Below are 24,068 nucleotides of genomic sequence, written 5' to 3'. Positions count from 1 at the left end.
AAATTGTCGTTTCGACGATAGGAGAAATCTTCTGCGTTATGATAACCAATGGCAGAAATCTGTGGGTTGCAGAAGATTTCTCAGTCGTACCTCTTTCGAAATGACAACTTTCGAGAGTCCGACACCTACCATTTCTCCAATCCCAATATCTTTTTCCCCAACAGTGAAAGCTCCGCAACTGGATACTTTTGTTCTCTTTGCAATGGGTCTCCGGGGAAAGCGTAACCCTCGGGCGAACGACGTTCTTTCCACGAGGTTATCCTCCATTGGCGCATGTCTTCGTTGTCCTCATCAGCAGGCATCATAGATATATATTGGGCTATCCTTACTTTGTCAACGCTGTTGTTCGCCCGTATACCATGCGGTTGGGAGCTGTTGAAAATAAGCAGATCTCCTGCCTCCATTTTTACTTTGGTTGGTGTAAAACCGGTTGTATCTGGTTTAAAATGGTCCCTGTCGTCGGGCTGCGTCAATTTCCAGGTATCATAGGTACGAAACAATTCCGGGATACATTGAAATCCACCCATATTCTCGTCGGTTTGATCGGCAAGAGCCAATACGCCCTGTACGTTTTGTGGTTTGGTTTCAGGGTCATAATCCCAATGGATAAAACCTTTGTATTCGAAGCCCGGTCGAATCGGAAAATTAAGATTTGCACGGTCAATAGTAACCCATAGCTTTTCGGTTCCCCAAATATCGGCAAAGGCGTCATGTACCCGCTGATTCTGGCGATTATCCCATAATAGTTGATTATTGTATACCTCTACCATACCAGTGTTGGTCAATTCTTTCATCTTCATTTCCGACAAGGGCGAGGTATACCAGGTGTCAGGATCGTTTGGATTCTTGCCTTCAAATTCCCAAAGGAAAGCTGCGGTTTTCAATGCATGCTCGCGCGGAACGGCGTTTTTAATTATTACGTAGCCATTCTCTATCCAAAACTTCCAATCATCTTCTGATAGCACTTTAAGCGGTTGCCCATTGCTGCGGTCGCTTAACTTAAGCCTGCTGCTGGTTGCTGTTGAGGGGTTGCCCGGAATTTCTTTGTGCCCGGTATTTACGCCGGTTGCCATGGTTGCTGTTTCCATATTATATCTGTTTACAACTATTTATAGAAACAAAAGTAGCGGGACAAAAGAGGGTTACATATTTCTCAAATGATCATTTTTTGCTCTGCATTGACCACTTAGTTATTTTATCATTAGTATATTGGTATTTTAAAAGCACAAAATGAAAATTCAGAAAGAAGATGTCGTGATTGAACCTGGGCACTCGTTCCGGATATTTTCGCCAAGTTTGCGAAACTATTTTTACTGGCATTACCACCCGGAGTACGAATTAATTTACATTGAAGGCTTAGCAGGAATACGCCATGTGGGGCAGCATATTTCCAGTTTTATGGAAAGCGATTTGGTACTGATAGGCCCCAACATCCCCCATCTTAATTTCGATTATGGGTTAATGACCGACTATCACCAGATTGTGGTGCAGGTAAAGGAGCATTTCTTTAAAGATCAATCTGAGCCCATAGCCGAATTTACCGGCATACAGCAACTTTTCAAGCGGGCTACTTATGGTATTTCATTTAGCGGAGAGACTAAAGCTAAGGCCGCCGAAATGTTAAAACAGATACCGAAATTAGATGGGTTTAAACGCCTGCTTAGCTTAATGGAGGTTTTTCAACTCCTATCGCAAAGCCATGAGTTTGAACAATTGAACCAGGAAGATACCAGCGTAAAACTCTATCTTAATGATAAACTGCGGATGGGCAACATCTATAACTATATTCACCAACATTATCACGAAACGGCTGATGTTAATGCCATTGCCGATAAGGTGGGTTTAAGCACCGCAGCATTTTGCAGGTATTTTAAACGCCAAACCGCCATGACTTTTACCGACTTTGTTAATCAATATCGGATAAATCAGGCCAAAACCCTTTTGTTGCAGGACAATACCGTATCTGAAACTTGCTACAGCGTTGGCTTTCAAAGCCTATCGTATTTTAACAAATTGTTTAAGCAGTCAACCGGTCAGGGACCTTTGGAGTTTAAGAAGGCATTTTTGAAAAGAAATAACCCGGCTTAACCGCCCACCCTCGTTTCGGCTACAAAAGCCCTCATTTAGGCTACAAGTTGGCGCCATCGTTCGCCGACCTTTGTTATATCAAATTTAATTATCAGACGATGACACAACAAAGCAATTCTAATAAAGTATGGTTCATTACAGGCGCATCCAGAGGTTTCGGCCGCGTTTGGACCGAGGCTGCGCTTGAGCGCGGCGATAAAGTAGCAGCCACCGCCCGCAATCTGGCCAGCATTGCCGAGCTCGGCGAAAAATACGGCGATAACGTTTTAACGCTCGAACTCGATGTAACCAACACCGAACAAGTAAAAACATCAGTACAACAAGCATTCGATCATTTTGGCAAGCTTGATATTGTGCTTAACAACGCTGGCTATTCGCTTGTGGGTACTATTGAAGAGTCGAGCGCAGAAGATGTTAAAGCCATGTACGACACCAATATTTTCGGCGCTTTGGCTGTTATACAAGCTGCTTTGCCGCTTCTCCGTCAACAAGGTTACGGCCACATAATGGGTACGTCCAGCAACCTTGGGCACGTAACGCTTCCGGTAATTGGGTACTATGCATCTTCAAAATGGGCATTCGAGGCAATTCACGAAAGCCTGGCGGCAGAGATTAAGCCTTTCGGAATTAAGGTAACCATTATAGAGCCAGGTGCTTATGCCACAGAGTTTGGTAGCCCTGAGTCTTTGAAATTTGCGGAAGGCATGGACATCTATACCGACTACAAAAACCAATTTTTTGATAGTTTAAGATCTATGAAACGCGGGGACCCCAATGCGACACCACAGGCGTTGTTTCAAATGGTAGATTCGGAGAACCCGCCGTTGCGTTTTAATTTAGGTAGTCATAACCTGGAATGGACACGCGCAGCCTATGCGGAGCGGATGGCCTCGTGGGAAGAATGGAACGCTGTTTCCAGCTCGGCGCAGGGCGAAGAAAAGTAAAATGATGATCAGATGATGACCGGTAGTAAACCTATTGCCGGTTATCATTGTATTAATTTTGAAGATGAAGAAAGAAATCGCCGCACCGCTAAAGTTCGACTCGCTGTCGGATGCATTCCGTGTTTTCGGATTGCCGTTGCCTAAACATCCTTTAATAAGCGTTATGCACGGCATTAGCGATCAGGCTGTTGCTGAGGGGCTACCTGCTAACCATGTGCTAAGCTTCTACAAAATATCTTACAAGCCCAAACTTAGCGGAAAACTAAAATATGGTCAGGGCTATTATGATTTTGATGAAGGTGGTTTACTCTTCGCCTCCCCCGGCCAGGTGATTGGCAGTAATGAAAATGGCGGCGCTGTATGCTCAGAATTTGCATTACTCATTCACCCCGACTTCTTTTTGGGTTATCCTTTGGCCAAAACCATTAAGCAGTACGGCTTTTTCTCTTATTCGGCTAATGAAACCTTGCATCTCTCGGAGGATGAAAAGGCAACCATGATGTCCATTTTTAAAATGATTCAAACCGAACTGGATAGCCGGATAGACGATTTTAGCCAGGATGTTGTAATTGCCCAAATCGAACTATTGCTCAACTACGCCAATCGCTTTTATAAACGCCAGTTTATCACCCGCAAAGCAGTGAGTAACGATCTGTTGCAAAAACTGGAAGTTTTGCTGGACGATTATTTTAACAATGAAATATCTTTAAGCCAGGGAATACCTACCGTGGCCTACCTTGCCGACCACTTAAACCTAACCCCCAGCTACTTAAGCGATATGCTGCGCTCGCTCACCGGGCAAAATGCACAGCAGCACATCCACGATAAGTTAATTGAAAAGGCGAAGGAGAAACTATCAACCACCAACCTATCAGTTAGCGAAGTAGCCTATGCTCTGGGCTTCGAACACTCGCAATCATTCAGTAAGTTGTTTAAGACTAAAACCAATTTGTCGCCACTGGAATTCAGGCAGTCTTTTAATTAAAACAGGAACGGCACTATCTCTTAAACAACAAAATCCGATGTTCCAACGAACCTATTTCTATAAAATAGTAACTTCAGCATCCTGCACTACCCGCCACAGCATACAATACATCACCGGAAGCATATATTCTAAATACATTTTTAGGTTTATTAACAGGCTTGTTTAATATTGGTATAAATACAAAGTCGTTTTTATCAACGCCGGGATGAACTTTCATCCACGTTTTACCCATGTCGGATGACCGGAATATTCCATCTGTATCACCACATATAAAGTATTTGCCCATCTGTTTAATCGACGAAATAAATGGAGAAGTCTGAAGGCCTTCATCAATAGCTTGCCAGGTTTTTCCTTTATCCAATGAAATGCGTATCCTTCTGGATTTGGTTTCTGCGTTGTAAGATATAGCAGCAAATCCACCTTCTATCCGTTCAACAGCTATACCTACGCCACCCTCGCTTATTACCCATTGCCAGTGTTCGCCATTATCTGTCGAACGCCTGATGCCCTTTGAACCTGTAGCAATCAAAACCCCACCTGATTGCACTATAGTTACCGGCTTCTTAATTTCGGCCAGGTCTAGGCTACCGTCCTCCCATGTCTGTCCGCCATCGGTAGATTTGAGAACTTCTTGCCTTTCTCTGAGCACAAAAGAATTTAGTAGAAATAATACCAGTAGCATGCCAGGAACAAACACAAGGATTTTTTTCATTTTTTTATTTTTCATATCCTATAAATTTTATTCAGCAAAATTACTTTGATGTTTTTGGGCACGGGTAGTTTGGAATGTAAATAAAATTGTAAACTTTGTAAATAAAAACCTGACGCTATGCATCTTAGCCGAGAATTCATCGCCGGAAAACACAAATACCTGTTCGGGTCGATAATACTCTTGTTTTTATCCGTAGTGTGTGTGGCTTTTAGTATTACCGGCGATGACGACTTTGATATTGCCAGAAGGGAAGTTTTACTTCGCAGGATAGGAGATGAACTACTTTCACAATCAGGCGACCCGACATCGAGAGTGCTGCCCGTAAAAAAGATTGCAAAAAACGAATACCAGATCAGGTTTGAAAATGATCTTACTTTTCAACCAGACTCCCTCGTTAATACCACCCGGCGCTTGTTAGCCAAAGACCCGCTTACACATGATTATGTTGTTAATGTGCTGAACGTTGGCGACGCCAGTGTAGCCTATGGCTTTGCTATATCTGGAAATAAAAAAGATGATATTGTAGCATGTAAAGGCCGAAAGCAACCGAAAGCATCTTACCTGATCAATATCAAATTTAAACCGACAGGAATAAATACGACAAAGTACAAATACCTTCTGGGCGGCCTGCCATTTTTAGCATTTGTTGGTTTTATTTTTTTGAGATCGGCTAAACCGGGAAGAGTTGCACCTGCTGATCAAAACACCGACATGTTAACATTGGGCTCGTTGCTGTTTGATGTGAAGAATCGGCAACTGACGATAAATGAAAATATCATAGACCTGACCGGAACAGAAACGCGTATACTGCGGATTTTGGCATTATCTCCTAACGAGACCATAGCAAGAAACCGGCTGCAAAAAGAGATCTGGGAAGATGAAGGTGTTATTGTAGGACGCAGCCTGGATATGTTTATATCAAAACTCAGAAAAAAACTGGAACCCGATCCGAATGTCAACATTGTTGTTATACGCAGCAAGGGATATAAGCTTGAGGTTGGATAAAAACCTTGTTTTCAGAAAAATAAGATTTGAGTGCTATAAATTACAAAGCCTCAATATTAGTATCGAGGCTTTGTATGCAGAGCGGGAATGGAATCCGCGCACTGCAATTACTAAGAAAAACTTTTCGCCCTTTTGTAACGCGGAGAAGTCTGATAGACGCACTGCTAAAACTGAATTTAACTACCAAAATAGTGTTTGATTATAAAAGCTAAATCTGGGATTAAACTGAAATACAAAACAACTCTAACTATCGTCGATATCGCTTGAGCTGAAGAAATTGCAATTGTATATCTTCTCGTATAGGTCTTTTCATCCTTTTGAACAATTCCAAAAAAGAATAATGCTATTGCTGTTGGCAAAGCAGTTATGAGGCCGGGAACTACTAAAGCGTAGATATATTTCCTAACTACCGAAAGAATACTGTAAGCCAATGAAAAGTTGCTGTAGGAAGAAGCTTTTAACCAGTCCACATGGCCACTATTAACTGTATTAGGTATGGCTTGGATAGTGGGTTCGCTTACAGACTCAACCATAATGTTTGTTGTAACAGATTGCTGCAAATCAAGCGTGATATTTGAGAGGCGTAACTCGTTCTTAGTAACTCCATTGTTATCAATGTGATAAGGTACTTCGCGAATTGGATCTGTACTAATCGAAGTTGAGGCTAAATTCGATTCTTTATTGAACACCAATCTAAATGCAAAATTTTTAACCGGCAAGTCCCCGACGTTTTCGATCTTTACGTGAAACAGAGACTTATTTAACAGCCCCATCGTATTTTGATTTTGAAGTCCAGGTTTGATTGATATTAGGGGTTCTACGATAATATTATATGCCAAAGCGGTCTTTTGTTCGGAATATATTTTATTCACGAAAGTAGCCAATAGTCCCAATAGAAATGAAAAAATAGCCAGCCCTATTTTTAAATACAATCCTTCTCCCTTGGATCCTGATTTTATATTTTCCATTTAGCTTTAGTTTCAAACGTGAGCTACCTAACTTTAAATAATATTACAGAAACAAAACGAGAAAACAAAGTACAAAAACCTGATTATCAACACAATCTAAAAAAAGATCTAAAATATCGTATTTAGCAAACCTTCCGAGTTCACGCCGCACCATTATGGATAAGTCAGTATTTATGAAAATAGTGGCTATCCTAAAAAATACCGCTGGTTTAAAAGAGAGTTTATAGCAGCGCTTTGCACTCACTTATTTAAAAAGCAAACAAAAATAACAGTGAAAACCCCTTTTTAAATCAGTTAAATCTCCAAGACCTTTTGTCGAAATTTACTGGTAATTCCAGCTCCTCCGTTAACAAATTACCTCAACAGCGGATCTTTCTCTTTAGTAAACGTATTATAAACCAGTTTATCCAATAATCCCGGTAAAAACTTGCTTAGCGCAACGGCCAGTTTACCCTGCCCAGTCATGGTTAGGGTGCGTGAGCGGTTTACAATACCGTCGGCTATGTTTTTAGCCACTTCTTCTGCCGACATCATTTTTTGCTCGTCGAGGGTGCTTTCGCCTTGGGAAATGCCTGCTTTGTTGAGGGCAGTATTACGGATGTTTGATGCGGTAAAACCCGGGCAGGCTGTCATTACATGCACACCGGTTTTGAGATTTTCTACACGCAAGGCATCAAGAAAACCATTCATGGCAAATTTTGAGGCAGAATAACCTGTACGGCCAGGTAAACCTTTGTAACCTGCTATAGATGACACCCCTACTACCGTGCCCTTCGATTCTAACAAAGCAGGCATAGCATACTTGGTGCAATAAACAGTGCCCCAAAAGTTTACATCCATTAACGAACGGATTACACCCAGATCAACATCTTTAAACAAGGCACGCATAGAGATACCTGCGTTGTTTACCAGCACATCTACCCTTCCAAAAGTTACTATGGCTTGTTTGATGAGGTGTTCGCAATCAGCCTCAATGCTTACATCGCACTGCACAGCTACTGCCTTAATACCGTATTGTTTTTCGATGTTTTGCGATATCTCGCACAAGGTAACGTACTGGCGTGCAGCCAAAACCAAGTTAGCGCCACGGGCAGCACACTCCAAGGCCAGCGCCTTGCCTATACCCGACGATGCGCCGGTAATTACAACAATTTTATCCTTTAAATTCATAAGCCGGGTACAGGTCCTGCACTGGCTTTACGTGCATGGCAGGCAACCTGAATATATATTTTACCGCGAATATAAACATCGCGCCGTAAAAACTTTTCAAGTGCTCCCAGCTTAATTTTTCTAAGCGGTCGTGTTGTAAATTAATGATGTATGTTTTGGGGAAATAATAATTTTTGAATCCCGACAAACGGATGCGATGCGACAGATCGATATTAGCGCCGTAGCGTATAAAGCGCTCGTCGAGCAATCCTACGTTATCGATCACGCTACGTCTTATCAGCATAAATTTATCACTTAAAACATCGGTTTCGGTGGTATCAAACTCATCGTCGTGGCGGGCGGTATAGTGCTCTGTAAGACGTGATTTAGAAAACTGTTTAAGCAAGCCCGTCATTTTAAAAAAGGTAACCCAAGTGCGTGGAAGCACTTTTTTAGACTCGGGCATGTAATTGCCTTCGGCATCAAGCATACGCACGCTCACACCACCGGCTAAGGGGTGTGCATCCATAAAATCAACGGCGTTCTTAATTGTTTTGGTTTTGGTAATCACATCGGGGCTCAGCAGTAAAACATACTCGCCGCTTGCCATTTTTATACCCTGATTAATAGAGCGCGATAATCCTTTACAAACTGTTGCCGTTGTTAACCTTACATTCGGAAACTCTTTCATAACAGTTTCAATGGTCTGATCGTCCGAACAATTATCAACCAGGATAACCTCAGCCTCAATATTTTTGATGGATTGGGATAACGCGCCTAATGTTTGACGCAGCAGCTTGCACATATTGTGGCTAACCAGAATCACAGATACCTTCATACGCTCTTATCTCGACAGTGAATTTTCGTAGGGCACGCGGGTTGCAATTGACCGTCCTAAGGTAATTTCGTCCACGTACTCCAACTCACCCCCAAAAGCTATGCCACGGGCTATGGTTGAGATATTTATATTGAAATCTTTTAGCCTCTTATTTAAATAAAATATAGTGGTATCGCCCTCCATGGTGGCGCTTAACGCAAATATCACCTCTTTAACCTCGCCGGGGGCTATTCTGGTTAACAGTGAATCTATTTCAAGGTCCGCAGGTCCAATGCCATCCATTGGCGAAATTAAACCACCTAAAACATGGTACACGCCGTTAAACTGGTTGGTGTTTTCGATGGCCATTACATCGCGTGTATCTTCTACTATACAAATTGTACTGCGGTCGCGTTTGTGCGAAGTGCATATCTCGCAGGTGTGTTGGTCTGATATATTATTGCAAACCTTGCAAAACAATATTTCGTTGCGCAGTTTCACAATAGCCGAGCCGAAGCGCTCTACCTCATCTTTTTCCTGGTTAAGTAAATGCAGCACCAAACGCAAAGCAGTTTTTTGCCCAACACCAGGCAGCTTCGAGAATTCGGCAACAGCATTTTCTAACAATTTGGAGGAAAAATTCATAGCTCAAATTTAAAAAAAAGCGCTCGATTTCTTGTCAGGATAAGGTCAACAGCCTATCTTTCGCCTTGCGTTTTACAAACGTATATTTATTAATTCAAAAAAATACTATGGCCCCCGGCGTATTGCTCTTATTTATAATTGGTTACTTCTTAGTACTGGTACTAATTTCATTCTTAACCACCAAAAACACATCAGATAACGATACGTTTTTTGTGGCCAACCGTAACTCTAAATGGTATCTGGTAGCCTTCGGCATGATAGGCACTGCGCTAAGCGGGGTAACCTTTATATCGGTACCCGGCAAAGTGGGCGCCCCGTCCGGCGATCAGTTTGCTTATTTTCAGTTTGTGTTGGGCAACGCCGCCGGTTTCGTAGTAATCTGCTTGGTGCTACTCCCGCTCTATTACCGCATGCAGCTTACCTCTATTTACGGCTATATAGAAAGCGCATTGGGCAAATGGAGTTATAAAACTGCCGCAGGTATATTTTTAGTTAGCCGTACTATTGGTTCGGCCTTCAGATTGTACCTGGTTGTAATTATTTTGCAGAAATTTATCTTCGATGCCTATCATGTGCCCTTTGCAGTAACCGTGCTAATCTGCCTGGTGCTCATCTGGTCTTACACGTATAAAGGCGGCTTAAAAACCATTATTATTACCGATAGCTTGCAAACATTATTTCTGGTAACGTCGGTTTTTCTGTCGATCTTCTTTATATGTCGCAGTCTCAACCTTGACGTGATACAAGCTTTCGAAACCGTAAAAAACAGCAACTACTCTAAAATATTCTTCCTCGACGATTTTACCGGCAGCAAGCTCCATTTTGGCAAGCAGTTTTTTGGCGGCATGTTTATTACCATTGCCATGGTAGGTCTCGACCAGGACTTGATGCAGAAGAATCTGAGCTTAAAAAACATCCGCGAAGCGCAGAAAAACATGTTCAGCTTCACCAGTATTTTTGTGGTGATTAACCTGTTTTTCCTGAGTGTTGGTGCATTGCTTTATATTTATGCAGCCCAGAACAATGTAACCGTAGCTAAAACAGATTACCTGTACCCTACTATCGCCCTAAATTATCTGGGCACCTTGCCGGCCATTGTATTTATGCTGGGCCTTACGGCTGCAACATTTGCCACTACAGACTCGGCTTTAACGGCTTTAACTACCTCTTTCTGTATCGATTTTTTAAACTTTAACAAGCGTAACGATACCAACAGCAAACAAATGGTGGCCATGCGGCATTATGTACACATCGCGTTTTCAGGGCTGATGTTTTTAACCATCATTTTGTTTAATGCCATTAACAACGATGCTGTAGTGAGCGCTATTTTCAAAATTGCATCATACACCTACGGGCCGCTTTTAGGCTTGTATGCCTTTGGTTTATTGTTGAAGAACCGCCAGGTGGCTGATAAGCTGGTACCTTTTATCTGCTTAATTTCACCGGCAATTTGTTTCTTCCTAAGCACCGAATCAAAGCGCTTGTTAGGGGGGTATGTTTTTGATAACGAACTTATTATTGTAAACGGATTAATTACCTTTGTCGGCTTGCTGCTAACCTCAAAGGCCAAACATAAAATAGCAGTAGTTTAATAATTTCTACTTAGAGCGATATGACAGGCGACGAAAAAATAAGAAGAGCCTTTACCAACAAAGACTGGCACGAAATTAAAGTTACAGACTCATGGCAGATCTTTAAGATTATGGCCGAGTTTGTTGACGGGTTTGAGAAACTGGCCAAAATTGGCCCCTGCGTATCCATCTTTGGATCGGCACGTACCAAAAACGAGAACAAGTACTACAAAATGGCCGAGGATACGGCGCGTTTATTAACCGAACATGGTTATGGTGTAATATCTGGAGGCGGCCCCGGTGTAATGGAAGCAGCCAACAAGGGTGCTTACGAAGCTGGCGGTAAATCGGTAGGTTTAAACATCGAGTTGCCATTTGAGCAGTTCCACAACAAATACATCGACCGCGATAAGCTATTGGAGTTTGATTACTTCTTTATCCGCAAGGTAATGTTTATGAAGTATTCACAGGGATTTATCATCCTGCCGGGCGGTTTCGGTACTATGGACGAATCTTTCGAAGCGATAACATTGATCCAAACCGGTAAAATTGCCCGCTTCCCGATTGTATTTGTGGGTACTGATTACTGGAAAGGTTTGTTTGACTGGGTAGAGTCGAAAATGTTGAATGACGAACACAACATTAACCCCGACGACCTGAACTTATACCGGGTGGTAGACACCCCTGAAGAGGCAGTTGACCACATCTTACGTTTCTACCAGAAATACATGTTGAAACCGAACTTTTAATTAGTTGATTTCCAGACCTGTCATCCCGAACTTGTTTCGGGAACCCATAGGACAGGTCTTAAACTTGCGTACTATACCTGGCACGTGGGGTGCCGAAACAAGTTCGGCATGACGAGATTATTAAAGTTGATAGTTATTGGTTATTAAGTTATTGCTATTTTCACGTTTTAAAATAGTTAGCGCCTAACTTAATAACCAATAACCTAATAACTAATAAACGCATGTCCGAGCAACCCAAGCGACAGGCCGCACTTGGCTTTATCTTCGTAACCCTATTGATCGATATTACCGGCTTTGGTATTATCATCCCGGTTATACCCAAGCTTTTAGAACACCTCATACACGGTAATTTAAGCGATGCTGCACGCTACGGCGGGTGGATGACGTTCGCTTATTCTTTTATGCAGTTTCTGTTTGCGCCGGTTTTAGGAAACCTAAGCGATAAGTACGGCCGCAGGCCGGTATTGTTAGGTTCGTTAATGGGTTTTGCTATAGATTATACTTTTTTGGCTTTTGCGCCAACAGTTTGGTGGTTATTCGTAGGGCGCATTATTGCCGGTATTACAGGTGCAAGTTTCACCACCGCATCGGCCTATATTGCCGATATCAGCGAACCAGAAAAACGCGCACAGAACTTCGGTATTATCGGCGCAGCCTTTGGTATCGGATTTATTATAGGCCCGGTATTGGGTGGTGTGTTGGGTCAATATAGCACCAAATTACCATTCTTAGCAGCAGCAGGCCTGGCTTTGCTGAATGCCATATACGGTTTCTTTATTCTGCCAGAATCCCTGGCTCCCGAAAACCGTCGACCGTTTGAATGGAAGCGTGCTAACCCTGTTGGCTCATTAATGCAATTGAAAAAGCATCCGGAAGTGAGCGGTTTAATTGGCTCGCTGGTATTGATCTATATTGCTGCCCACGCCGTGCAAAGCACCTGGACGTTTTTTACTATGTCGCGCTTTGGATGGAACGAGGCGCTGGTTGGTTATTCGTTAGGATTGGTCGGCTTACTTTCAGGACTGGTTCAAGGTTTATTAATTAGAGTTACCATTCCAAAACTAGGTCAAAAGAAAAGCATTGTGCTCGGGCTGCTCTTATACAGCATTGCATTATGCCTGTTTGCTTTTGCCACACACAGTTGGATGATGTTTGCCATTCTCGCAATTTACTGCCTAGGAGGTATTGCAGGCCCGGCTTTGCAGGGACTGATCAGCACTCAGATCCCCGCTAATGAACAAGGCGAACTTCAGGGTGGTTTAACCAGCTTAATGAGCGTAACGTCTATAGTTGGTCCGCCGTTAATGACTACCCTTTTTGCCTGGTTTACCGGCAAAAGTGCGCCAGTGCATTTTCCAGGAGCCCCATTCTTAATGGGTTCTATATTGATGCTGGCAAGTACATTACTGGCCGTTCGCAATTTTAAACGTGCCCGCCAAAAAGTTACTGTAGAGTAAAAACTTTAACGCCCTTTGTTGTTGTATTTGCGGTATGGATAATCAAACTGAGCCAAAAAGACCCGCTGCATTAGGGTTCATATTTGTTACTGTTTTTATTGATGTGCTTGGTTTAGGTATCATCATCCCGATACTGCCCAAACTGCTGGAGCAGTTGATCCACGCCGATATTAGCACGGCTACGCAATACAGCGGTTACCTAACCTTTGTATATGCATTAATGCAGTTTATATGCTCGCCAATATTGGGTAACCTTAGCGACCGCTTTGGCCGCAGGCCGGTTCTGTTGGGCTCGCTATTTGGTTTTGGCATCGATTATCTTTTTATGGCCTTTGCCCCTACCATTGCCTGGCTTTTTGTGGGCCGTTTTATAGCAGGTATTGCAGGAGCCAGTACTACCACCGCCACCGCTTACATTGCCGATATTAGTACTGGCGACAAGCGTGCCGCGAACTTCGGTTTAGTAGGCGCAGCATCCGGGCTTGGCTTTATCCTTGGCATTGGCTTAGGTGGGTACCTTGGCGCTGTAGGCCTTAAAATACCCTTTATGGTGGCAGCGGGGTTAGCCCTGTTAAACGCTATTTACGGTTACTTTGTACTCCCCGAATCATTACCTAAAGAACATCGCCGTGCATTTAACTGGAAGCGGGCAAACCCGGTTGGGTCATTGATTCGACTAAATGCTTACCCTGTGCTTGCGGGACTGATCAGCGCTTTTACGTTGGTTTACATTGCACAAAAGGCGGTTGAAAGTGTGCTGGCCTTTTATCTTATCGAAAAATTTCAATGGACATTACCCAGCATCAGTAGTTTGGGGATTTTTATAGGTGTACTATTGGTATCGATACAAGGCGGGTTAATCCGCATTATCATCCCCAAATTTGGTCAAAAAAGAAGTATAGTGGCTGGAATTATGTTCTACGCCGTCGGGTTGGTATTAATTGCCTTTGCGGGCTACGGTTGGATGATGTACCTGTTTATGATTCCCTATTGCCTCGGCGGTATCTCCGGTCCCGCATTACAAGGTATTATTACCGAAAAAGTAGCAGCCAACGAGCAAGGCGAACTACAGGGTGCTTTAACCAGTTTAGTGAGTGTTACCACGATCATCGGCCCGCTATTAATGACTTCTATCTTCCATCATTTCACCAGGAAAGATGGCTCGCTCTATTTTCCGGGCGCACCGTATTTGTTAGGCTCAATACTGATGCTGATTAGTATGTTTATCGCGATCCGGAGTTTCAAAAATCAACGAGAAAAGGCTTTGTTATTGGAGAAGAATCCAACCCCAATAACCGACTAATCCAAACCCGTAACACCACCCGAAATCACAAATTTCATCATCTGGGCAGCGCTCTTATCTATGTGTTTAACCTTATCGGCCGGTACAATAACTACCTGTCCCGCGAAAGAGTACGACCACGGGAAATAAACCGCAACCTCATTAGGTAAACCAAGTGTTGTCAGGTCTTTTTGGGTGAGGAAGCCTATACGTTTACTACCATTCATGTCAACCAAAACAGGTTCGTTAAACTTCTTTTCTTCGCCTACAAAAGCCTCGGTAAGATCTTTGATTGAAGAGTATAGAAACTTGAATAGCGGCAGCCTGTTTAGCCACCTGCCAAACCACCTTTTTATCGGATCGGTAATTACCGTGGTTACTATAAGGCCCGCTACAAATATGAAAATCGTAACACTCAGAATACCCATACCAGGTATGTAGATGGGCTTACCTGTTTTAGGGTTTACCCATAGCAGATCGCTCAAATTCAGCGCCTTATCTATACCAGCCACCGCCCAATAAATTAAAAAACAGGCCAGCCCAAGGGGCACAACCACAAGCAAACCTTTAATAAAAAGATTAAGTATAGCGCGGGCAATTCTGTTCATGGCGGGGGCAAATGTTTCTACTCATAAAAGTACACTCTTTTTACCCTTTGTGAAATATTTGTTAAGATTTCGTACGGTATGGTGCCAATTTGTTTAGCCATTGCCTCTATAGCCTGCCGGTCGTTAAACACAATTACGTCGTCGCCTTCCTTTATATCAACGTCGCTCACGTCTATCATACACATATCCATAGCAATGTTACCTACAGTAGGTACCCAGGTGCCCTTAACCAGCATTTTGCCAACGCCATTACCGAAAGCGCGAAGATAGCCATCGGCGTACCCGATGCGTACGGTTGCAATTTTACCGTCTTTGTTCAGTTTACCTAAACGTTCGTAACCTATGGTTTCTCCTGCAGGAATTTTCTTCACCTGCGATACGCTGGTCTTCAACGTGGCGATGGACTGCAGGCCGTTTAAATGATCTGGCACGGCGGCATCTATACCATATAAACCAATGCCCAAGCGCACCATATCATACTGCGCCATAGGCCAACGTATAATGGCCGAAGTATTAGAAATATGCCTGATAAATTTATAGCCTAAAGCTTCTTCTATTTGCAGGTAAGCCTTTTCGAAGCGTTTCATTTGGGTTAAGGTAAAGGCATCATGCTCAGGCGAACCACTAGCCGCTAAGTGCGAAAACACCGATTTAACTTTGATGTATTTGATCTCTTCCAGAAAATCGCAAAGGGTTTCAATCTCAAAGCCTTCGAATCCTAATCGGTGCATGCCGGTATCTATTTTTAAGTGCACCGGGTAATCGCTTAAGTTATTCTGGTAAGCAAACTTCACAAATTCGTCGAGCTGGTTAAAGCTAAACAACTCGGGTTCAAGATCATGGGCCACCATTTTATCAAAAGCCGAAGCCTCGGGGTTAAGCACCATAATGGGCAGGGTGATACCGCTATCGCGCAGGGCGACGCCTTCATCAATATAAGCTACCGCGAGGTAATCAACCCTGGCATATTGCAGCACGTTTGCAATTTCGAAAGTGCCGCTTCCGTACGAGAACGCCTTTACCATTACCATTACCTTAACGCCGGGCAGCAGTTTCGATCGGTAAAAATTAAGGTTATCAATCATGGCATTGAGGTTGATCTCCATCAGTGTTTCGTGCGCCTTTTGTGAAAGCGCCTTACTGATCCGCTCAAACTCGAATGTTCGCGAACCTTTGATCAGGATGGTTTCGCCACTAAACTCGAGGCTGTCCAGTTGCTTCAGGAGCGATTGAGTATCCGGATAAAAATGCTTTTTTAAGATGTCAAAGTATTCCTGATGAGCTGAAATACCCTCACCCACCCCGATCAGCTTATCTATTTTATGATTCTTAACCAGCGCTGCAACGCGCTTGTATAACTCGTTCTGTTGTAACCCGGATTGAAAAATATCTGATAAGATGAGCGTTTTAGTTTGGTGCTGATTCTGCTGGTTCAAAAAGTTCAACGCAATCTCTAACGACTGGATGTCGGAATTATACGAATCGTCGATAATAGTACAATCGTTTATTCCGGTTTTTAACTCCAGGCGCATGCTCACAGCGGTCAGATGCTCCAAACGGTTATCAACTTCAACCGGGTCGTAGCCCATCGCCAGCATAGTGGCCCAGCAAACAATGGCATTTTCTATCGAAGCCTGATCTAAAAAAGGGATCAAACACTCTATCTCCTGCCCCTTATACTTTGCCCGCAAATAAAACTTCTTGGCTATAATAGTTTCACTGAAAACGTACAGGTCTACTTCTTTAAACTTCTGGCTCCAGGTAAATTTCTTTGGGGTCAGGATGTCTTTTTTATAGTCAATAAACTGATCGTAATTATAGATCAATATTTCCGAATGCTTAAACAGTTTTAGCTTTTCCAGTACCTTTTCGCGGCGGCTGGCAAAACCTTCGTCGTGAGCCGACCCAATGTGGGTAAAGATCCCGATCTGCGGCTCGATCATCTTTTCCAGCGCATCCATTTCGTTAACGGTGGAGATACCCGCCTCGAAAATCCCCAGGTCGTGTTCTTTATTAATTTGCCATACCGAAAGCGGCACCCCTACCTGCGAATTATAGCTTTTAGGGTTACGTACAATGTTTTTATCGGCGGCCAGCAGCTGATACAACCACTCTTTAATTATCGTTTTACCGTTGCTTCCGGTAATGCCAATCACCTGTAGGTCGAATTCGCCACGGTGGTATGCTGCTAAGGTTTGCAGGGCGGCCAGCACATTCTCCACCACCAAAAAATTAGAGCCCGAATAACGCTCGGCAGGCTCGCGTTCTACAACAAAGCTGCGTACACCTGCATTGTAGGCCTCCGGAATAAAATCGTGACCATCTCGTCTACCGCTTAATGCAAAGAACAGAGCTTCGGCAGGGTTAATAATCCGGCGGCTATCTGTTATCAGCACGCTTACCGTGGCTTCGCGTATAATGGGGCCATGGGCATTAATAATTTGCTTAACTTCTTTAATGGAATACAGGCTGCTTAGCATGGGCACTAATTTGAAGATATTTATGCCAATAGAAGAAATTTAGATTACTTTAGTTTTGATGGATGAGCCGAAACCGCGAAAAAAGATAACTGATGAAAAAGTTGCACTAACCAAGGCCGAACATTACTGCGCTTACCAGGAACGCTCGCAGCAGGAAGTACGCGACAAACTATACGAGTGGGGACTATACCCTGATGCCGTTGAACGTGTAATTACTCAACTGGTAGAGACTAACTTTTTAAACGAATTACGCTTTGCCACTGCCTATGCGCGCGGAAAAATGAACCTGAAACACTGGGGCAAAGGCAAAATAAAACAAGGTTTAAAGTTTAAAAGAGTATCTGAACCGTTAATAAAGAAGGCGCTACTGAGTTTAGATTACGACGATTACTTAGAGATATTAAAAAAGGTAATAGCGAAAAAAACACGCGAAACAACGGAGAAAGACACTTTTAAGCGCGATTACAAGGTTACGCAATATGCTTTAGGGCGCGGATTTGAGTACGATTTAATTTTATCTGTGATGAAAAACAGCGACTTATAAAAAACTTTTAAAAAAAAATTAAGAAGCCCTTGCAGAACTTTTAAATCTCCCTATATTTGCATCACCAAAACGAAACGGTATTTGTTACGACAAATACCACATGCGAAAGTAGCTCAGTTGGTAGAGCACGACCTTGCCAAGGTCGGGGTCGCGAGTTCGAATCTCGTCTTTCGCTCTAACAATCCTTCCCCGGAAGGATTTGTTTTTAAAAGGTAGACACCTGCTCAGATGGTGGAACTGGTAGACACGCAGGACTTAAAATCCTGTGCCCGTTAAAGGCGTGCGGGTTCGATTCCCGCTCTGAGTACAAAGCCTCTAAATCATTGATTTAGAGGCTTTTTTGTTTTAAAGCCATTCGCCGAAATCGCCTAAATCGTCAAAAACGGTCATTATCACCTTTACAGCGTAAGATCAATTATCGACCAGACCAACGTTTAAACCGAAAAAATTGATCAAAAAAATTAGTAAAGTAGGGATACCTGACGAGAACGTTTACCCCCTAAATTAGATGAGGTAAGCTGATCTTTTAGAAATGTATCGGTAATTAATTTTCCAGGACAAGATTTAAAATGCGGCGGCAAATTCCGGTGGGGTATAATGGAATCTGCAGGTAATTTGAACTTCGTTGTTAGCAAATTTGTTAGGTTTCTGAACGTAGACATTTGGGCAGTTGTCGGCAATTCCTTCTCTCCGTCAACATAAAAACAAACCGATATGGAAGCCTTGTTAAATCTCCCGGCATGAATCGCTGATAAATTAAGATCAACCCCCGTCCACACAGTTCCATCCGGCGCTATAAGGTAATGCCAGGAAGCTTTATTCCATTTCAATTCACTTTTTTGAAAATTAGCTATGGTAAAGATTTTATCCGCAGAATAATTACTCAATGAGAACGGAGCGCCGGTGTGATGTATAATAATAGTATTTATTTGCCTGGTGATATTTTCCTTTAATATCATTGGCGCAAGTTGTTCATAAGGGATATTTTTGATGTCTTTGAGAATATCGAAAGCCGTTTGCTTTAAAGCAGCGGGTTCATTGGCGGAAGCCGCGATAGTAGTAAAAACCGAAATTGCTTTATCTTTTAATTGCGGAGTGGTTTTGTGCGACATCAGGAGCTTACTTGCTTTTAGTAAAGCCTCCTGTCTATTCGACGTAGACTTATCGGGCGATTGTGCTGTTGCCAGCAGCAGTTCTAAAAACTTGTTGGTTGCTAAAAAGACATTATTGTCTTTATTCTCAGCGATGAGCACACCAGAACCTTTAACTGGCTCCTTTTTATCTGTAACTTTGGTTACACCAGTGGCATTATAAGGAACATTGAAAGCCTTGAGTAAATTAAGGGTGGCAACCTTTTCCGAAATGTTTTTACTGGAAATTGCAGGTATTAGACTATTGAGTACCTTCATTTCTTCCAGCTTCAGGTTGGCCTTCTGTAATTCGAGTTGCTGACTACTGGCGGCTTTTTGCATTTCCATTTGCCTGATGTTGTATTCATAACTTCTGGCAGACTCCTTATTAGAAAAATACAGGCTTAACCCGGCTATCACCACAGTAGAAAAGAATGAAGTTGCCAACCCTACCCAGGTATAAATGTCCTTTTTAGGTTTGTCAAGTTTTTCTATAAGCTTCTTAAGCTGCGTAACAAGTTCAGAATCCAAATGCTCGGCCATATCCTTACCATCTGTTTTTTCTTATAAAGCGTTCTCTTAACGTCTATTCTTTAACTGAGGGTGATTTAGCCATCGATTAAGGGGAATTCAGTTTAGCTAATCACATCAGTGTTAAGCAGCATTGGTGAATCTCAGGTAGCGAGCTAACATTTTTTTCGCTCCTGCCGATCTTGCGTCATCGCGATTACCCGGGCCTTTCGGGCTTATTTAAAATCAACAAAAAAACACATCTACTCTTGATTTTAGGTTCAGTAATGCCCACACAGCCAGCTTTCAACAGAAGTTCAAAGGAGGCCCACTCTCATGCATACTTAAAGATAGCAAATTATTATTTAATTGCATGCCATTCGAAAAGGGGATCTCTGTGAAGTTATACGTGCCAGGATTTAGCTATAATCGTCATATTCCCGGTAAAGGCCCAAATGTGGTGTAAATCTTACAGACCTCGCATTCCCGCATCCCCCCAAACTCAAAAAAAAAAACCACTTTGGACACTACAACTTTTTAAATAATTGCCAGGCGGACCACAAAAGTTAAAACGATCTTCAAAAAAAATGACAAAGCATTGCGTCTCAGTCAAATAACAATTATATTTATAGTCTCCCCCATTTGATATACTCTTTTTAGCCGCTCCACAATAGTAATCAGTAATCGTCTTTTAATCTCCACAAGCAATTAATGCTTACGATTTCAACCAAGTAACATTAGACCTTAATAGCTATTATATGGACATCGTAACTGACCTTACCGCAGAAACAACTTCATATATCGTTCTTTTGCAGGACATTATGAAGTACAACCAAACACCTCCTGTGGCAAAAACATTGCTACAACCAGAGCGTTGGAATAAATTAAATTTAGAAAATTTTAACGGGATCGAACTAACCAGCAGCCATAAAGCACGGATTAATGATTTAATCTGGATCAGCAAAGGCAGGTTTGACCAGCACAAGATCACGAACAAATATTTTGAGGTAGTTATCAGGCTATTAAAATGGATACCGGTTGCAAATATGGACTGGGATAGTCAATGCGCCCCTTTATACCATTCGCCATTCTTCTGGCGGCGAAAATTACGCCAAATCTTGTTTGGGCAAGCAGCCGAGCGTAACACGTTGGCCATGCATTTGGAATATATGCCATTACAAGTTATCATGGCAATTGCAGATGGTAAAAAAGACCAGGAAAATATTGGTTTGTACCAGGTATACCAACCTACAGAAAACAGTTTATTAAATCAAAAAGACAAGAAAAAGCATGAGCTCTGGTGGACTAATCATACCGATGAGGTGCAAGAGCTTTTATTAGATGATGCAAAGCTTCTGGCAAAACTTAAAAAACAAGGGCTTGCATTACCCTTTGAAACCTTTTTTGGAGACGAACTTCTGGAAATTGAAAACTTAAGACTAGCGAGACAGAAAGATCTTTGGGCTTCGGGGCGTGGGGTAAAAAAAACTGAAGAAAAAACTTCTTCCGAAAATCCTGACGCGGCGCCCCTTGCTAATTTCGACCCGATCAAACGGGCTGTTGATATGAAACTGATGGGCCTTGCATTTTCGGGCGGTGGTATCCGTTCCGCAACTTTCAACCTGGGAATTATTCAAAAATTAGCAGAGCTGGGCTTGCTCCATCATTTTGATTATTTGTCAACAGTTTCCGGCGGCGGCTACATCGGCACCTGGTTGGAGTCGTGGATCAAGAGAGCGACCTCGATAAGCAAAGTGGGCGACAGGTTATGCCCGGACACATCAGCAGACCCTTTAGCCGATGAGGTGAGGCCTATACGGTGGCTGCGCATGTTCAGTAATTATTTATCACCAAATGTTAGTATTATGTCGGCCGATGCCTGGGCTTCTGGAATGACCTGGTTGCGGAACACCCTGATCAACCAATTTGTCCTTTTACTTATTTTGCTTAGCACGCTATCGTTTATCTTTAATTTGTACCAGGGTTGGTTGCATTTAGTTCACGATCACATACCAAGGTTTAGTAACTGGAAATCGCTTATCTGGAGCTTCTTGATATTATTCCCGGGATCTATCGCCGTCGCACTCGCTATGCGTTCATTTCAACCGGCGCAATTGCAAAGAGGAGAAGAAGTTGGACGCAGATATTGGGAACTTATCAAATTGTACCAAACCAGATTGGTGCAATCGGCAAAGCGTATTCCCGGTTTTTTAATGGCTTGGGCAGCTATATTTGGCTTGATCATCAGCATTTGGTTTTACGGTTACACAACACAAGAGCTTGATCTCGTAAACAAACTCAAGCTTATATGGCCGACGGGCGTTTCGTGTTTTATTTGCTTCATTATGCTGGCAGCATTTGGCAACTATCATAAGCGGGAGGACTTAAGAGGCGCAGGCAGGGCAACGGTACTTTCTGCCACCAGAACGACTGAAGAAATTGCCATGGATGAAATACTAAGAAAAAAAATCTGGTGGGCAGTAATCTGTTCTTCGATTATTGCGTCGCTGGCATGTGTCGCTTTTCTTGGTCTTGCCTGGGTGTTGATTCAATATATAAAATCGAGAGTATGCTTATTTGGGTTGATCGATGCTAACAAAGCGGCTTTAGTGCTCGGTTTGCCTATTATTTTGGAAGTGCTGGCTTTAACGGTGATCGTACGCATGGCCATCATGGGTAATCTATTTCCTGATTACCGCCGGGAATGGTGGGGCCGCATTGGCGGCCTCGTGCACCGCTTTGTGCTTATTTGGATATTGGTTAGCTTAGCCGCGCTGGTTTTGCCAGACCTCTACCCCGCAGCCTCTAAGGCATTAGTTGCCGCCTGGGGAGGGTGGGCGGCAATTGTTGGATGGGGTGTAAAAAAGGCATTTGAGTCTAAGGAGGGAAATCCAGAAACCCAAAAAAACACAACAGCTCTGTTCGTTAAGCTTGTCCCTTATATTTTCATGATCGGGTTTCTTCTGATCGGTTCCTGGATTACCGGCCAGCTTAGGAACTTGTGTCCAAAAGATTTTTCGGCCAATTCCCACGAATGGTTTAACGTGGGCGAAACGGGCGTGCTCCTGGTGCTTACCCTGGCCCTGAGCTGGCGTATAGGCGTGAACGAGTTTTCACTGCATCATTTTTACAGGAACCGCCTGACCAGAGCATACCTGGGTGCAACCCGCACCCGTGAAGACCGTGTAAAAACGGCGAATCCTTTCACCGGCTTCGATACAAATGATGACCTGCTACTTTCCTCCTTTCGAGCAGCCGAGGGATACCAGGGGCCCTTTCCAATCATCAATACTGCATTGAATGCCACAGTGGTCTCCGCGCTTGACCGGCAGGACCGAATGGCAGAATCATTTATCTTTTCACCTCTATATTGCGGATTTGACTTTAGCCCCACCCGGTCTGCAACGTATAATATCGACCATGTTTATGAATATGGCTACCGACCAACGGAACAATTTTCAAATCCAAACGGCGGGCCTACATTGGGAACGGCTATGGCCATTTCCGGCGCTGCTGTTAATCCCAACTGGGGTTACCATTCTTCAACTTCAGTAGCATTTCTGTTGACGTTGTTTAACATACGACTCGGCTGGTGGATCGGCAATCCGCGGAAAAATGCATGGCAAAATTCAGACCCATCCTGGGGCCTGTTGTATCTGATTAAAGACCTCATGGGTAAATCGGACATTAATACGGATTATGTTTGTCTTTCGGATGGTGGCCATTTTGATAACATGGGCCTCTATGAACTGGTCAGGCGCCGTTGTACTTATATTATTTTAGGGGACGGCGAACAGGATGATGACGCGTCCTGTGAAGGCCTTGGCAATGCCATCAGACGCTGCAGGATTGATTTTGGCGTGGAGATAACGCTGGATTTGAAAGCCATTGTAGAAGGAGGAAAAGATTCGAAACACGTGGCACAGGGTCAGATCAAATATCCTGGTAAGGATGGACCTGTAGGAACACTCATTTATATCAAAACCTCCATAAATGGGCAGGAGACTGTCGATGTCCGTCAGTACTCGAAAGTAAATAAAACTTTCCCGCAGCAATCCACCGGCGACCAGTTTTTCGATGAAGCCCAATTCGAAAGCTATCGTAAATTGGGATATTTATCTATAAGCGACATTGATGACCTGCATTTTCCAGGTGTAATACCCACTTGGAAAAACAGCCAAACAACTCAAGCCAAATATTTGAAAGATAAAAAGTTAAAATTTCAATGGAAAATGTTTACTGATTTCCTGGGAACGCTTTGATCAATCCGTTTTCGCCTTGGTATAAGCGCGTCAGTGATTGCCGCAGCATCGCATTATTGTCTGGAAAATCTGAACCGCCGGAGCATTCGAGGACAACCCGCCTTCTACCCTGTCGAGAACATCAAACCAACAACGCATTAGGCCCAACAGTAACGCTAATTG

19 protein-coding genes and 2 tRNA genes are annotated in these 24,068 nt (G+C 43.1%); 12 read left to right on the top strand and 9 right to left on the bottom strand.

Annotation, left to right across the window (positions count from 1 at the left end; all coding sequences use genetic code 11):
• Positions 1-125: 125 nt before the first annotated feature.
• Positions 126-1,088, bottom strand: a complete 963-nt coding sequence (locus GSY63_RS20490; RefSeq protein ID WP_166587723.1) for a phytanoyl-CoA dioxygenase family protein — start codon at positions 1,086-1,088, stop codon at positions 126-128.
• 142 nt (positions 1,089-1,230) lie between these two features.
• Between GSY63_RS20490 and GSY63_RS20485 the strand changes: the two genes are divergently transcribed.
• The 3 genes from GSY63_RS20485 (at position 1,231) to GSY63_RS20475 (ending at position 4,017) form a co-directional block, all read left to right on the top strand.
• Complete coding sequence (locus GSY63_RS20485; protein ID WP_166587722.1) at positions 1,231-2,088, top strand: helix-turn-helix domain-containing protein; 858 nt, start codon at positions 1,231-1,233, stop codon at positions 2,086-2,088.
• Between the two features lie 98 nt (positions 2,089-2,186).
• Entirely contained in the window at positions 2,187-3,032 is an 846-nt protein-coding gene (locus GSY63_RS20480) for an SDR family NAD(P)-dependent oxidoreductase (protein ID WP_166587721.1), read from the top strand.
• Positions 3,033-3,096: 64 nt separating this feature from the next.
• The gene (locus GSY63_RS20475) at positions 3,097-4,017 is read left to right on the top strand and encodes a helix-turn-helix domain-containing protein (RefSeq protein ID WP_166587720.1); all 921 of its coding nucleotides are present in this window, start codon (positions 3,097-3,099) and stop codon (positions 4,015-4,017) included.
• Between the two features lie 73 nt (positions 4,018-4,090).
• Here GSY63_RS20475 and GSY63_RS20470 read toward each other — a convergent pair whose 3' ends face one another.
• Entirely contained in the window at positions 4,091-4,729 is a 639-nt protein-coding gene (locus tag GSY63_RS20470; protein ID WP_166587719.1) for a WD40/YVTN/BNR-like repeat-containing protein, read from the bottom strand.
• Positions 4,730-4,846: 117 nt separating this feature from the next.
• On the opposite strand from GSY63_RS20470, the gene GSY63_RS20465 reads away from it, so the two are divergent.
• Positions 4,847-5,734 carry a winged helix-turn-helix domain-containing protein gene (locus GSY63_RS20465; protein ID WP_166587718.1) on the top strand — a complete coding sequence of 296 codons (888 nt, stop codon included), beginning with the start codon at positions 4,847-4,849 and terminating at the stop codon, positions 5,732-5,734.
• Between the two features lie 176 nt (positions 5,735-5,910).
• Here GSY63_RS20465 and GSY63_RS20460 read toward each other — a convergent pair whose 3' ends face one another.
• The 4 genes from GSY63_RS20460 to recR form a co-directional block, all read right to left on the bottom strand.
• On the bottom strand, positions 5,911-6,702 hold the full coding sequence (locus GSY63_RS20460; RefSeq protein ID WP_166587717.1) for a hypothetical protein: 792 nt from the start codon (positions 6,700-6,702) through the stop codon (positions 5,911-5,913).
• A gap of 354 nt (positions 6,703-7,056) precedes the next feature.
• Positions 7,057-7,872, bottom strand: coding sequence for an SDR family oxidoreductase (locus tag GSY63_RS20455; RefSeq protein ID WP_166587716.1), 816 nt, complete (start codon positions 7,870-7,872; stop codon positions 7,057-7,059).
• On the bottom strand, positions 7,856-8,689 hold the full coding sequence (locus tag GSY63_RS20450; protein ID WP_166587715.1) for a glycosyltransferase: 834 nt from the start codon (positions 8,687-8,689) through the stop codon (positions 7,856-7,858). Before GSY63_RS20450 ends, GSY63_RS20455 begins: the two co-directional genes overlap by 17 nt.
• 6 nt (positions 8,690-8,695) lie before the next feature.
• The gene (recR, locus tag GSY63_RS20445; protein WP_166587714.1) at positions 8,696-9,313 is read right to left on the bottom strand and encodes a recombination mediator RecR; all 618 of its coding nucleotides are present in this window, start codon (positions 9,311-9,313) and stop codon (positions 8,696-8,698) included.
• Between the two features lie 107 nt (positions 9,314-9,420).
• Between recR and GSY63_RS20440 the strand changes: the two genes are divergently transcribed.
• The 4 genes from GSY63_RS20440 (at position 9,421) to GSY63_RS20425 (ending at position 14,393) form a co-directional block, all read left to right on the top strand.
• Positions 9,421-10,905, top strand: a complete 1,485-nt coding sequence (locus GSY63_RS20440) for a sodium:solute symporter (protein WP_166587713.1) — start codon at positions 9,421-9,423, stop codon at positions 10,903-10,905.
• Positions 10,906-10,925: 20 nt separating this feature from the next.
• Positions 10,926-11,633 (top strand): LOG family protein, encoded by a 708-nt coding sequence (locus GSY63_RS20435; protein WP_166587712.1) that lies wholly within the window; start codon positions 10,926-10,928, stop codon positions 11,631-11,633.
• 221 nt (positions 11,634-11,854) lie between these two features.
• Positions 11,855-13,090 (top strand): TCR/Tet family MFS transporter, encoded by a 1,236-nt coding sequence (locus GSY63_RS20430; RefSeq protein ID WP_166587711.1) that lies wholly within the window; start codon positions 11,855-11,857, stop codon positions 13,088-13,090.
• A gap of 34 nt (positions 13,091-13,124) precedes the next feature.
• On the top strand, positions 13,125-14,393 hold the full coding sequence (locus GSY63_RS20425; RefSeq protein ID WP_166587710.1) for a TCR/Tet family MFS transporter: 1,269 nt from the start codon (positions 13,125-13,127) through the stop codon (positions 14,391-14,393).
• Here the strand turns inward: GSY63_RS20425 and GSY63_RS20420 are convergent.
• Both GSY63_RS20420 and GSY63_RS20415 read right to left on the bottom strand, forming a co-directional pair.
• A complete protein-coding gene (locus GSY63_RS20420; RefSeq protein ID WP_166587709.1) occupies positions 14,390-14,980 on the bottom strand; it encodes a DUF502 domain-containing protein in 591 nt (196 codons plus the stop codon). The genes GSY63_RS20425 and GSY63_RS20420 overlap by 4 nt on opposite strands.
• 17 nt (positions 14,981-14,997) lie before the next feature.
• Positions 14,998-17,460: a bifunctional UDP-N-acetylmuramoyl-tripeptide:D-alanyl-D-alanine ligase/alanine racemase gene (locus GSY63_RS20415; protein ID WP_208094623.1), complete on the bottom strand. Its 2,463-nt coding sequence runs from the start codon at positions 17,458-17,460 to the stop codon at positions 14,998-15,000.
• A 58-nt stretch (positions 17,461-17,518) separates the two neighbouring features.
• Here GSY63_RS20415 and GSY63_RS20410 point away from each other — a divergent pair, with 58 nt between their 5' ends.
• The 3 genes from GSY63_RS20410 to GSY63_RS20400 all read left to right on the top strand — a co-directional run bounded on the left by GSY63_RS20410 (position 17,519) and on the right by GSY63_RS20400 (position 18,311).
• Positions 17,519-18,004, top strand: a complete 486-nt coding sequence (locus tag GSY63_RS20410) for a regulatory protein RecX (protein ID WP_166587708.1) — start codon at positions 17,519-17,521, stop codon at positions 18,002-18,004.
• A gap of 102 nt (positions 18,005-18,106) precedes the next feature.
• Positions 18,107-18,179 (top strand) — tRNA-Gly (locus GSY63_RS20405).
• Between the two features lie 47 nt (positions 18,180-18,226).
• A tRNA-Leu gene (locus GSY63_RS20400) sits at positions 18,227-18,311 on the top strand.
• 154 nt (positions 18,312-18,465) lie between these two features.
• Here the strand turns inward: GSY63_RS20400 and GSY63_RS20395 are convergent.
• Positions 18,466-19,677: a peptidoglycan recognition protein family protein gene (locus GSY63_RS20395; protein WP_166587707.1), complete on the bottom strand. Its 1,212-nt coding sequence runs from the start codon at positions 19,675-19,677 to the stop codon at positions 18,466-18,468.
• A gap of 788 nt (positions 19,678-20,465) precedes the next feature.
• On the opposite strand from GSY63_RS20395, the gene GSY63_RS20390 reads away from it, so the two are divergent.
• On the top strand, positions 20,466-23,906 hold the full coding sequence (locus GSY63_RS20390; protein WP_208094622.1) for a patatin-like phospholipase domain-containing protein: 3,441 nt from the start codon (positions 20,466-20,468) through the stop codon (positions 23,904-23,906).
• Positions 23,907-24,068: the final 162 nt, after the last annotated feature.

The sequence above is a fragment of the Mucilaginibacter agri genome (assembly GCF_009928685.1).
In the GTDB taxonomy this organism is placed as follows: domain Bacteria; phylum Bacteroidota; class Bacteroidia; order Sphingobacteriales; family Sphingobacteriaceae; genus Mucilaginibacter; species Mucilaginibacter agri.
This window is presented reverse-complemented; position numbering and strand designations above follow the sequence as displayed.